The following is an 11,794-nucleotide window of genomic DNA, read 5'->3' as shown; positions in this document are numbered from 1 at the left end:
TACTTCGCGAAGCGGGTGAACTTCGCGAAAACGCGAGGCGGCGCACGCGCCCGCTGGAGTATCGCCGCGACCCGCAGTCGATCCGACGCGCGGCGCAGGCAATCAGTATAGCGGGGATGCGCGAGGGGCAGCAGTGCGTTGCGCGCGCTCGCAATGATTGGGATGGCGATGTTTCACCGGTCTGAACGGGCGCCGCTAATAAGCCGCGCACGACAGGTCCGTCACGCAGGCGTCGCCGAATAGAACAGCCGGTTCAGCAAGGTACGCACCATCGGTGCCAGCTCGCCGGCCGTCAATCCCGCGGGACCTTGGCCCTGCGCGGTCAGCGTATCGGCGGCGAGACCGTGCAGATAGACGCCCGCGAGCGCCGCCTCGAAGCGTGGCAGGTGCTGCGCGAGCAGCGCGCCGATGATGCCGCCGAGCACGTCGCCGGTGCCGCCCGTCGCGAGCGCGGCGTTGCCGGTTGGGTTCAGCGCGAGGCGACCGTCGGGCGCGGCAATGATCGTGCCGACGCCCTTCAGCACGACGACGCTCGCGAAACGCGCCGCGAGCGCACGGGCGGCCGCGAGACGGTCGCGCTGCACGCTCGCCGCGTCGCCGCCGAGCAGGCGCGCCGCTTCGAGCGGATGCGGCGTCAGGATGCACGGATCGCCTTGCACGCCGCGCGCGGTGAGTTCGGCGGCGAGCGCAGGGTCTTTGGCGATCAGATTCAGCGCGTCGGCATCGAACAGCTTCGGCACGTCGAGTTTCAGCACGTCGTGCAGGACGCGCGTCGCGCGTTCGCCATGCCCCATGCCGCAGCCGACCGCGAGTGCGTCCATCGAATCGAGCGGCAGCGTGTCGATCGGATGCAGCATCAGTTCGGGGTGCGGCGGATCGTAGGGCGGGGCGCCTTCGCCGAGCAGCGCGACATGGACCTTGCCCGCGCCGCTGTAGAGCGCCGCGCGCGCCGCGAGGATCGGCGCGCCGCACATGCCGGTGTCGCCGCCGACCACCGCGAGGCTGCCGAAGGTGCCCTTGTTGGTCGCGAAGTTGCGCGGGGGCATGAACGGGCCGAAGAGGTCGGGGGCGCTGAGCTGGATCGCGGCGCGGGGGGCGCCTGTGGCGGCGTCCGGGCCACCGCCGCCGCCGTTGATCCCTGCGGCGAGCCCGATCGGTGCGACCGTCAGCCGCCCGGTGAGGTCGCGGCCCTGCGCGGTGAAAAGCCCAGGTTTCGCGCCGATGAACGTGATCGTGTGGGTCGCATGGACCGCCGCCGCGCCATTGCCGCCGATCACCGCGCCGGTGTCGCTGTCGAGCCCGCTGGGCACATCGAGCGCGAGCACGGCGCCTTGTGTCGGGCGCGTCTTCGTGCGCTGCGACAGCTGCCGCGCGAGCGTCGCGAAGACGCCGTCGAGCGGCCGCGCGAGACCGATGCCGAACATGCCGTCGACGAGCCAGCCATAGCCGTCGAGCGAGGCGGGCGGCGCCGCGTCGATCGGCACGCCGGCGGCGCGTGCGGCGTCGAGTGCCCAGCGCGCGTCGGCGGGCTTCACTTCGACCGGCATGCAGACTTCGACGGCGATGCCGGCCTTGTGCAGTTCCGTCGCGACGACCAGCGCGTCGCCGCCGTTGTTGCCTGGACCGGCGACCAGCCATGCGCGCTGCTGCGATTTCGTCACCGACGTGTCAGCGGCGATCCGTTCGAGCAGCCAGCGCGCGGCCGCGTGACCGGCTCGCGCCATCAGCGTGTGCTCGGGCAGGGCCGCGGCGGCCTGGGACTCGGCGATCCGCAAGTCGGTCAGCGTCAGCAGCGGCAGCGCAAGCGGCTGCGGGTCGCTGAGTGGGGTGGTTAGCGGATCGAAAAGGGTGAGCAGCGAGTTTTCGGCGTCTGTCATGGCGAAACCTGGCGGTGCGCCCGCGGCGCGGCGGGCAGACTGGGGAATCGCTATGGTAGTGCCGATAGGCGCACGGCGTGCGGCTGTTTCGGTGCTGGCGGTGGGAGGGGCGCGATGAACGCGCGGTGTCGACAGCGGGCTGTCAGCCCGCCATCCCCGCGCGGAAGAGCGCGAAACCTTACTGGAACCGCTCCGGCCGCAACGCCGCGAGCGTGTCTGGCGGCAACGTCGGTGTCTGCCCCGACATCAGCTCCGCAACGAGCTTGCCCGCGCCGCAGGCGAGACCCCAGCCCGCGGGCCCATGCCCGACGTTGACGAAAAGCCGCGGATGCAGCGCGTTGCCGATCACCGGCAAGCCGTCCGGCGACAGCACTTTCACGCCTTCCCACGGCAGTGCCGCCGAAATGCGTGCGGCGCCCGGAATCCAGTCGTGCGTCGCCTGGCCGAGCATCGCGAGCGCCTCCTTGGTCAGCGCTTCGCCGAGCGGCTTGTCGATCTGGCTGGCGCTTTGCAGCACCGCGCCGCCCGCGATCCGCAACCGATGGTTCATGCGGCTGATGCCGATGCGCTTGACCGCATCGACGATCGCGACATGCGGCGCGCATTCCTCGTGCGCGATCGGCGCGACCAGCGAATGCAGCCGCAGCGGATGCAGCGGCAGCTTGAGTCCCGCGCGGTCGAGCAGCGCGAGGCTGCCATAACCGGCTGCGACCACAACCGCGTCGGCCTGGACCACGTCGATTTCGCGCGAGCGGGGCGCGCTGTCGCGCGGCGCCAGTTCGACCGCCGCACGTTGATTTTCGAGCCGGATGCCCGTCACCTCGCAATTAGGCATGAACTGCACGCCGCCCTGCGTATCGAGCACCTGTTTGACGAGCTTGGTGAAAAGCGGACAGTTCGCGGTGCGCTCGTGCTCGAACAGCACGCCGCCGGCGAATTCGGGATCTATGGGCACCGCATGCTCGAACGCCGCGCATTCGGCCGGGCTCATCACGTGATGCGGCACCTCGAATTGGCCCAGCAGATCGAGCGCAGCGGCGCTCAACTCCCATTCGTGCGCGCTGCGCACGAGGTACAAGAGACCGCTCGCCTGTTCGAATTCGAGGCCGAAGCGGGCTTCGATGTCGGCCATCGCCTCGCGCGACGATTCGATCAGCGGCCGCAACAGCCCGTACTGGCGAGCGAACGCCGCAGGTTCCTGCCATGCTCCGAGCTGTTTGCTGAACTGCCGCGCGGCGCCGTTGAAGCCGGTCTTGCTGATCACGCCATTTTTCGCGTTGTAGCGGCTCGCCATGAAGGTCGGGCCGAACCAGACGTCGAGCGGCGTCGGCAGCACGGTGCCGCCTTGTCCGTAAGTGGCGCCTTGGGCGACGGTCGCGTGACGCTCGACGACGCATACCCGGTGGCCGGCCGCGCGCAGCTGATAAGCGGTGGCGACGCCCGCTACCCCGCCGCCAATGACGATGACATCCATGCTCTGATTCGATGTGCCGACGGGCGGCTCGCGCGCGTTCCCGCTGGCTGTGACATGCGGCGCGCCGCCGGGTGAAGCCCGGGCCGCATGCGCCGATCTGGTGAAACGCGAATGATAGCAGTCAAAGCACCCGCGCGGCGACGTGACGGGCACTCCGGCGGCGCCTCGCGCGGGCAAACGCGGCCCGCCGGCGCCACACCCCGGAGCCCGCTGGAAGCTTGTTCCCGGGGTATAATCTCGGACTTCCTTTCCGCCTCACGTCGCCTGCATGCGCGGCTCTCCGGCATCAATGAGCGACGCAACGTCAAGTCCCATGGCCCACTTCTCGTGTTTCCCCGGCGCTTCGGCCCTTTCCGATTTCCGTCAAACCCGCCTGCTCGAAACGCTCACGCGCATCGACCCGAATATCACCGGCGTGCGCGGGCAGTATCTGCACTTCGTCAATGCCCAGACCGAACTGTCCGCTGAAGACAGCGCGAAGATCGAGGCGCTGATGCACTACGGCGATCCATTCGAAGAAGGCAAGGAACGTGGTGCGGTCGAGACCTTCCTCGTGGTGCCGCGCTTCGGCACCGTGTCGCCGTGGGCCAGTAAGGCAACCGACATCGCGCATCATTGCGGTCTCACGCAGGTGCGCCGCATCGAGCGCGGCGTCGAATACTCGGTGACGCTGAAAAGCGGGCTGCTCGGCGGCAAGAAGACGCTGTCCGACGAGGCGCGCGCGGCGGTTGGTGCCGCACTGCACGACCGCATGACCGAGAGCGTCGCACCGTCGCGCGACCATGCGCTGCATCTGTTCGACGAACTGCCGGCCAAGCCGCTGCAAACGGTCGACGTGCTCGCGAGCGGCCGCGCCGCGCTCGAAACCGCCAATGTGGAACTGGGCCTCGCGCTCGCCGACGACGAAATCGACTACCTGGTCGACGCATTCACGAAACTCGAGCGCAATCCGACCGACGTCGAACTGATGATGTTCGCGCAGGCCAACAGCGAGCACTGCCGCCACAAGATCTTCAACGCGGACTGGACGATCGACGGCGAGAAGCAGGACATGTCGCTGTTCAACATGATCCGCAACACCGAGAAGCTGAACCCGCAGGGCACCATCGTCGCGTATTCGGATAACTCGGCGATCATGGTCGGCGGCATGGCCGAGCGCTGGTTCCCGCGCACGCCAGCCGAACTCGGCGCGGGCGAATTGCCCGAGCACTACGGTCGCAGCGTCGAGCTTACGCACACGCTGATGAAGGTCGAAACGCACAATCATCCGACCGCGATCTCGCCGTTCCCGGGCGCCGCGACCGGCGCGGGCGGCGAAATCCGCGACGAAGGCGCGACCGGCCGCGGCGCGCGTCCGAAGGCGGGTCTCACGGGCTTCACAGTATCGAACCTCGAACTGCCGGACGGCGTCGAGGCGTGGGAAAACGCGCGCGACTCCGCACAGCCGCTCGCGCAGCGCAATCCCGCCGACCAGCACGAAGCGTACGGCCGCCCGGACCGCATCGCGTCGCCGTTGCAGATCATGATCGACGGCCCGCTCGGCGGCGCCGCGTTCAACAACGAATTCGGCCGGCCGAACCTCGGCGGCTACTTCCGCACCTACGAGCAGAATGTCGCGGGCCTCGTGCGCGGCTATCACAAGCCGATCATGATCGCGGGCGGTATCGGCAATATCTCCGACCAGCACACGCACAAGCACGATCTGCCGGAAGGCTCGCTGCTGATCCAGATCGGCGGTCCCGGCATGCGCATCGGCATGGGCGGCGGCGCCGCGAGCTCGATGGCGACCGGCACCAACACCGCTGAACTCGACTTCGACTCGGTGCAGCGCGGCAACCCGGAAATCGAGCGGCGCGCGCAGGAAGTGATCAACGCGTGCTGGCAGCTCGGCGAGAAGAACCCGATCCTCAGCATTCACGACGTCGGCGCTGGCGGTCTGTCGAACGCGTTCCCCGAAGTGGTGGACGGTGCGGGTAAGGGCGCACGGTTCGAACTGCGCAAGATCCAGCTCGAAGAAAGCGGCCTGTCGCCGCGCGAAATCTGGTCGAACGAAGCGCAGGAGCGCTACGTGCTCGCGATCGCGCCGGCCGATCTGCCGGTGTTCGAGGCGATGTGCAAGCGCGAGCGCTGCCCGTTCGCGGTGATCGGCACGGCCACCGCCGAGCGTCAGCTGAAACTGATCGATTCAGAGCAGAACGAAGCCGCGCACCAGCCGGTCGATATGCCGATGGAAGTGCTGCTCGGCAAGCCGCCGCGTATGCACCGCGACGTGAAGCGCGTCGAGCGCGCGCTCGAACCGGTCGACGTGACCGGGCTCGCGCTGCAAGAGGTGGCGCAGAGCGTGCTGCGTCATCCGACGGTCGCGAGCAAGTCGTTCCTGATCACGATCGGCGACCGCTCGGTCGGCGGCACGACCGCGCGCGACCAGATGGTCGGCCCGTGGCAGGTGCCGGTGGCCGACGTCGCGATCACGACGCTGGATTACGCGGGCTTCAGCGGCGAAGCGATGACGATGTCCGAGCGCACGCCGCTCGCCGTCATCAACGCGCCGGCCTCGGGCCGCATGGCGGTCGGCGAGGCGATTACCAACATCGCGGCCGCGCCGATCGCGTCGCTCGACAAGCTGAAGCTGTCGGCCAACTGGATGGCCGCGTGCGGTGCGCCGGGAGAAGACGCGGCGCTCTACGACACGGTCAAGGCGATCGGCATGGAGCTGTGCCCGGCGCTCGGTATCGGCATTCCGGTCGGCAAGGATTCGCTGTCGATGCGCACGCGCTGGGAAGACCGCGGCGTCGCGAAGGAAGTGGTCGCGCCGGTGTCGCTGATCATCTCCGCATTCGCTCCGGTCGAAGACGTGCGCCGCCATCTGACGCCGCAACTGCGGCGCGTGAGCGAAGTCGGCGAGTCGGTGCTGATCGCGATCGACCTCGGTCGCGGCAAGCAGCGTCTGGGCGGCAGCATCCTTGCACAGGTCACGCAGCAGGTCGGCGACACGGTGCCGGACGTCGACGATCCGGAAGATCTGAAGCGCTTCTTCAACGCGATCCAGGCGCTCAATAGCGGCGGCAAACTGCTCGCATACCACGACCGCTCGGACGGCGGCCTGTGGGCGACGGTCTGCGAAATGGCGTTCGCGGGTCACGCGGGTGTGTCGCTGAACGTCGACATGCTGATACTCGATGCAAACCACGAATCGGATTACGGCGACGCGAAGGACTGGGCGAAGCAGACCAGCGGTCGCCGCGAAGACCGCACGCTGCGCGCGCTGTTCAACGAAGAGCTCGGCGCCGTCGTGCAGGTGCGCGCGGCCGATCGCGACGCGGTGCTCGCCGCGCTGCGCGACCATGGCCTGTCGGCGTGCTCGCACGTGATCGGCAAGACCAACGAGCGCGACGTGATCGAGATCTATCGCGACGCGAAGAAGGTCTACGAAGCCCCGCGTGCCGAACTGCATCGCACGTGGAGCGAAGTGAGCTGGCGCATCGCCCGTCTGCGCGACAACCCCGCTTGCGCCGACGCCGAATACGATTCGCTGCTCGACGCGGCCGACCCGGGCATCACGCCGGTGCTGAGCTTCGATCCGGCGGAAGACGTCGCCGCGCCGTTCGTCGGCAAGGGCGTGCGTCCCCGCGTCGCGATCCTGCGCGAGCAGGGCGTGAATTCGCATCTGGAGACGGCCTATGCATTCGATCGCGCCGGCTTCGACGCGCACGACGTGCACATGAGCGACCTGCTCGCCGGCCGCGCGAACCTCGCCGATTTCGCGGGCGCGGTCGCCTGCGGCGGTTTCTCGTACGGCGACACGCTGGGTGCCGGCGAAGGCTGGGCGAAGACGATCCGCTTCAACGCGCAACTGGCCGACATGTTCGCCGCGTTCTTCGGTCGTGAAGACACGTTCGCGCTCGGCATCTGCAACGGCTGCCAGATGATGAGCAGCCTCGCGTCGATGATCCCCGGCGCCGAAGCATGGCCGAAGTTCACGCGCAACAAGTCGGAGAAGTTCGAGGCGCGTTTCTCGCTCGTCGAGGTGCAGGCATCGCCGTCGCTGTTCTTTGCGGGCATGGAAGGCTCGCGCATTCCGGTCGCCGTCGCGCACGGCGAAGGCTTCGCGGACTTCTCGCAGCAGGGTGACAAGTCGAAGGTCGCGGTCGCGATGCGCTACGTCGATCACCGTGGTCAGGCGACCGAGCAGTATCCGTTCAACCCGAACGGTTCGCCCGAGGGCATCACGTCCGTCACGACGGCCGATGGCCGCTTCACGGTGCTGATGCCGCACATGGAGCGCGTGCATCGCGCGGTGCAGATGAGCTGGCATCCGCAGGGCTGGGGCGAGATCGGCACGGACGCGAGCCCGTGGCTGCGTGTGTTCCAGAACGCGCGTCGCTGGCTCGGCTGATGGTTCAGGGGGCTGCCGCCCGTGTGCGGCGGCCTCTGTTTGCGGCAGCAGTACGTTGACGCCCCGCAAGTCTCACAGCAACAAAAAAGCCGCCCATGGGCGGCTTTTTTGCGTTCCGGCTTCTTCAGAGCCAGGAGGCGGCGGACTGTCCAAAGACGATCTGCGCGCCGCTGACACTCACTGAATCTTCGCATTCTTGCGCAGATTCTCTTCGAACGCCTGCAGCTTTTCCTGCTGGATCTGCTGCACGATCTGCGCACGCACCTGCTCGAGCGGCGGCGGCGTGACGGCGCGGATGTCGTCGACACGGATGATGTGCCAGCCGAATTGCGTACGCACCGGAGTGTCGGTCATCTGGCCTTTCTGCAGATGGGCGGCCGCGTCCGCGAACTCAGGCACGTAGGCCTTCGGGTCCGACCAGTCGAGGTCGCCGCCGTTCTTGCCCGATCCCGGGTCTTTCGAGTACTGCTTGGCGAGATCTTCGAAGCTTGCGCCGGCCTTGATCTTCGCGATCAGGTCCTTCGCCTGCTGCTCGTTGTCGACGAGGATATGGTGCAGGTGATATTCCTTGCCGCCTGCTTCCTTGACGAGCGCGTTGTAGCGCGCGGTGACTTCGGCGTCGCTCGGCTGGTTGTTCTTCACGAAATCTTCGATCAGCCCGCGCAACACGACGGTTTGCTGTGCGACCGCGATTTGCGCCTTGATGTCCGGACGGTTCGGCAGCCCGCGACGCAGGGCTTCCTGCATCAGGATTTCGCGATTCACGAGCTCTTCGCGCACCGCCTGCTGCAGCTGCGGCGTGTCCTGCTGGCCCTGGTGAACCAGTTGCTGGATCAACGCATCGGCGCGCGACTTCGGAATCGGCGTACCGTTCACGACGGCGATGTTCTGTGCGAATGCAGGTGCGGCCGCGAACGCAGCCAGCAATACCCAGAGTCGGGTTTTCTTCAAGGTCATCGAAAGGTTCCTAGCGGGGCAACAAAGCAAATTCTTCGGGCGTGTACGCCGTGATGGCAAGGGCATGAATGCCGCGCTGCATGGCATCGGCCAGCGCATCATACACCATGCGATGCCGCGCCACGCGGGGCTTGCCGGCAAACGCGACGGCCACGATCGTGACACTGAAATGCCCGCCGGCGGCGGCACCTGCGTGGCCCGCGTGCTGCGCGCTGTCGTCGGTGATGCGGATCGACTCGACGGGCGCGAGCGCGGCCGCGAGGCGTGCCTCGATCAGCGCGGCGCGCTCGGCGGTGGTGGCGTGCATGAACAGGTCGCTCATGTCATTCCTCCTTCATGTACTTCGACAGCCACAGGCTCTGTCCGACGATGAACACGAGCAGGCACCCGGTCGCGCCGAACAGTTTGAAATTGACCCACTGATCGGTCGTGTAGTGATACGCGACGAACAGGTTCAGAAGACCGAGCAGCACGAAAAACACCGCCCAGATCAGGTTCAGCTTGCCCCAGATCGCGTGCGGCAGCGTGATCTGCTTGCCCATCATCGCTTCGATCAGGTTCTTGTTGAAGCCGAGCTGCGACAGGATCAGCGCGACCGAAAACGCCCAGTACAGCACAGTCGGCTTCCATTTGATGAAGGTGTCGTTGTGCAGTACGAGCGTCGCACCGCCGAATACCACGACGACGCCGAGGCTCACCCACAGCATCGGGTCGACCTTGCGGTGGCGGAACGCCACCCACGCGATCTGCACCAGCGTGGCGACGATCGCCACTGCCGTCGCCGTGAAAATGCCCCAGATCTTGAAGGCGACGAAGAACAGGATGATCGGGAACAGATCGAACAGGAATTTCATTATCTGGTCGGGAAATCGGAGAGTGAGTCGAACGGTGAGTCGAACATTGATGCGCGCCAGCCTGGCGTGCAAGGTGCGCGGTGCCCGCCAACGAGCGGGGGTACCGCATTGAAAGGGCGCCGCGCGCGGTTTCGCGCCCCGGCGCCCGAAGCGGGCAAGGCTGCTGCCGCGCCGCGTTACTTGGGCTCGAATTGTAACGCAGCCGAATTGATGCAGTAGCGCAGACCGGTCGGCGCCGGACCGTCCTCGAACACGTGGCCCAGATGCGCACCGCAGTTCTTGCACTGCACCTCGATGCGCAGCATGCCGTGCGAGCGGTCGGTCTTCTCGGCGATCACCTCGCCGTTGATCGGCCGGAAATAGCTCGGCCAGCCACAGCCGGCGTCGAACTTGGTGTCCGATTCGAACAGCGGCGTGCCGCAGCACACGCAGTCGTAGACGCCGCGTTCCCAGTGATCGTTGTAGCGGCCCGTGAACGGGCGCTCGGTGGCCGCGTGTCGGGTCACCTGGTATTCGATGTCGGACAGCTCCTTGCGCCACTCGGCGTCGCTTTTCTGGACGGCTGGGGCGTCATGCTTGAGATCGTCGGGGTTGCTCATGGTCGGGTTCCTGTCTCGGGTTTGTACCGGTGTTTTCTGGCGGGACGGCCGTGGCGATTCAACTGCAAAGGCGCGTCATGACGAACAGCTCACTTCCAGTGAGCTTGCCCAGTCGGGCGGCAGGCCCGCATACGACGCGTATTCGGGCTGCTCGTCGAACGGACGACGCAGCACGGCCGCGAGCCGTTCCACCTCGGAGAAATCCTTCTCCCTCGCACGCTGGATCGCCGTTTCCGCCAGATGGTTGCGAAGTACGAATTTGGGGTTCACACGATTCATTGCAATGGCGCGCGCAGCGTCGTCGCGTGACTCAACGGCCAGCCGCGCGCGGTAGTCGTTCGCCCATGCGTCGAAGGCGGCGCGATCGAGGAACAGGTCGCGTACCGGCGCATCGCCGCTCGCATCGTGTTTCGACAGGCGCGCGAGGTTGCGGAACGTCAGCGTGAAATCGGCGCGGTTCGTGTGCATCGCTTCGAACAGCCGGTTCACCAGGGCGTCGTCGCCGTCTCGCGGCTGTTCGAGGCCGAGCTTCGCGCGCATGCGGTTTTCGAGCGCCGGCGCGAAGCGCTCCTTGAAGCCCGCGAGCACGTGCTGCGCTTCTTCGACCGCCTTGTCGGCGCGCACGCTTTCGTCGTGCTTCTCGCCGAACAACGGCAGCAGTCCCTGCGCGAGGCAGAAGAGGTTCCAGTACGCGATTTGCGGCTGCAGCCGGTAGGCATAACGCCCCTGCGTATCGGAGTGATTGCAGATGTGGCCGGCATCGAAGCCATCCATGAAACCGAACGGGCCGTAGTCGATCGTCAGGCCCAGAATCGACATGTTGTCGGTATTCATCACGCCGTGACAGAAACCGACCGCCTGCCAGTCGACCATCAGATCGGCGGTGGACCGTACCGCTTCGGCGAGCAGCGCCAGATACGGATCGTCGGCGTCCTTGCAATGCGGATAGAAGCGTTCGATGACGTGATCGGCCAGCGCGCGCAACGCGTCGACGCGATCGTTCGCATAGAAATGCTCGAAGTGGCCGAAGCGCACGAAGCTAGGCGCGACGCGGGTGACCACCGCGGCGGTTTCGATCGTCTCGCGCCGCACCGGCTGGTCGGAGCCGATCACGCACAACGCGCGCGTGGTCGGAATGCCGAGGTGATGCATCGCCTCGGAGCACAGATATTCGCGGATCGACGAGCGCAGCACCGCGCGGCCGTCGCCCATGCGCGAATAAGGCGTGCGGCCCGCGCCTTTGAGCTGCAGTTCATTGCGCTCGCCGTCGTGTTCGAGCTCGCCCAGCGTGAGCGCGCGGCCGTCGCCGAGCTGGCCGGCCCACACGCCGAACTGATGCCCCGAGTACACCGACGCGTAAGGCAGTGCGTCGGCCGGCCAGTCGCGCGTCGCATTGCCGCAGAACAGCTCGAGGAAGCCCGGCTCGCGTTCGATGCCCTCGGGCATCCCGAGCCGCGCGGCGGTCTCGGCCGAGAAGCCGACGAGGTAGGGTGCGTCGAGCGGCGCGGCGGGCAGCCGCGTGAAGAAGGTGCCGCCGAGCCGCGCGAACGCGTTGGCAGGGGGAGTGGCGAGTGTGTTGGAAAGATCCGTCAATGCTGCGGATAAGCCTGCAAAGCTTGGGGAAAACGACATGTTGA

General features: G+C 66.9%; 8 protein-coding genes. 1 reads left to right on the top strand and 7 read right to left on the bottom strand.

All coding sequences use genetic code 11. The features are described 5' to 3' along the window. Positions 1-221 precede the first annotated feature (221 nt). Together AB3X94_RS16540 and AB3X94_RS16535 are read right to left on the bottom strand one after the other, a co-directional pair. Positions 222-1,877 carry an NAD(P)H-hydrate dehydratase gene (locus tag AB3X94_RS16540; RefSeq protein ID WP_176108597.1) on the bottom strand — a complete coding sequence of 552 codons (1,656 nt, stop codon included), beginning with the start codon at positions 1,875-1,877 and terminating at the stop codon, positions 222-224. A gap of 178 nt (positions 1,878-2,055) precedes the next feature. Further along, a complete protein-coding gene (locus AB3X94_RS16535) occupies positions 2,056-3,351 on the bottom strand; it encodes an FAD-dependent oxidoreductase (protein WP_368612111.1) in 1,296 nt (431 codons plus the stop codon). Positions 3,352-3,664: 313 nt separating this feature from the next. Between AB3X94_RS16535 and purL the strand changes: the two genes are divergently transcribed. Further along, a complete protein-coding gene (gene purL, locus AB3X94_RS16530; RefSeq protein ID WP_368612110.1) occupies positions 3,665-7,747 on the top strand; it encodes a phosphoribosylformylglycinamidine synthase in 4,083 nt (1,360 codons plus the stop codon). A gap of 177 nt (positions 7,748-7,924) precedes the next feature. Here purL and AB3X94_RS16525 read toward each other — a convergent pair whose 3' ends face one another. From AB3X94_RS16525 to AB3X94_RS16505, 5 genes are all read right to left on the bottom strand, one after another. Continuing rightward, complete coding sequence (locus AB3X94_RS16525) at positions 7,925-8,704, bottom strand: peptidylprolyl isomerase (RefSeq protein WP_176108594.1); 780 nt, start codon at positions 8,702-8,704, stop codon at positions 7,925-7,927. Between the two features lie 10 nt (positions 8,705-8,714). After that, positions 8,715-9,026 (bottom strand): BolA family transcriptional regulator, encoded by a 312-nt coding sequence (locus AB3X94_RS16520; protein ID WP_013089413.1) that lies wholly within the window; start codon positions 9,024-9,026, stop codon positions 8,715-8,717. A 1-nt stretch (position 9,027) separates the two neighbouring features. Then, the gene (locus tag AB3X94_RS16515; protein ID WP_176108593.1) at positions 9,028-9,558 is read right to left on the bottom strand and encodes a septation protein A; all 531 of its coding nucleotides are present in this window, start codon (positions 9,556-9,558) and stop codon (positions 9,028-9,030) included. Between the two features lie 176 nt (positions 9,559-9,734). Next, the gene (msrB, locus tag AB3X94_RS16510; RefSeq protein ID WP_013089415.1) at positions 9,735-10,157 is read right to left on the bottom strand and encodes a peptide-methionine (R)-S-oxide reductase MsrB; all 423 of its coding nucleotides are present in this window, start codon (positions 10,155-10,157) and stop codon (positions 9,735-9,737) included. Positions 10,158-10,232: 75 nt separating this feature from the next. Continuing rightward, positions 10,233-11,789, bottom strand: coding sequence for a YdiU family protein (locus AB3X94_RS16505; protein ID WP_368612109.1), 1,557 nt, complete (start codon positions 11,787-11,789; stop codon positions 10,233-10,235). Positions 11,790-11,794 lie beyond the last annotated feature (5 nt).

It is taken from the genome of Paraburkholderia sp. BR10923 (genome assembly GCF_040948765.1).
Classification (GTDB): domain Bacteria; phylum Pseudomonadota; class Gammaproteobacteria; order Burkholderiales; family Burkholderiaceae; genus Paraburkholderia; species Paraburkholderia youngii.
The sequence above is the reverse complement of the archived record's forward strand: the minus strand, read 5'-3'. Positions and strand labels throughout refer to the sequence as shown.

Bases quoted from the DNA above. Each gene is read 5' to 3' on its own strand.
- purL (WP_368612110.1), top strand. From the start codon at position 3,665: ATGGCCCACTTCTCGTGTTTCCCCGGCGCTTCGGCCCTTTCCGATTTC.
- AB3X94_RS16540 (WP_176108597.1), bottom strand. From the start codon at position 1,877: ATGACAGACGCCGAAAACTCGCTGCTCACCCTTTTCGATCCGCTAACC.
- AB3X94_RS16515 (WP_176108593.1), bottom strand. From the start codon at position 9,558: ATGAAATTCCTGTTCGATCTGTTCCCGATCATCCTGTTCTTCGTCGCC.
- AB3X94_RS16525 (WP_176108594.1), bottom strand. From the start codon at position 8,704: ATGACCTTGAAGAAAACCCGACTCTGGGTATTGCTGGCTGCGTTCGCG.
- AB3X94_RS16520 (WP_013089413.1), bottom strand. From the start codon at position 9,026: ATGAGCGACCTGTTCATGCACGCCACCACCGCCGAGCGCGCCGCGCTG.
- msrB (WP_013089415.1), bottom strand. From the start codon at position 10,157: ATGAGCAACCCCGACGATCTCAAGCATGACGCCCCAGCCGTCCAGAAA.
- AB3X94_RS16535 (WP_368612111.1), bottom strand. From the start codon at position 3,351: ATGGATGTCATCGTCATTGGCGGCGGGGTAGCGGGCGTCGCCACCGCT.
- AB3X94_RS16505 (WP_368612109.1), bottom strand. From the start codon at position 11,789: ATGTCGTTTTCCCCAAGCTTTGCAGGCTTATCCGCAGCATTGACGGAT.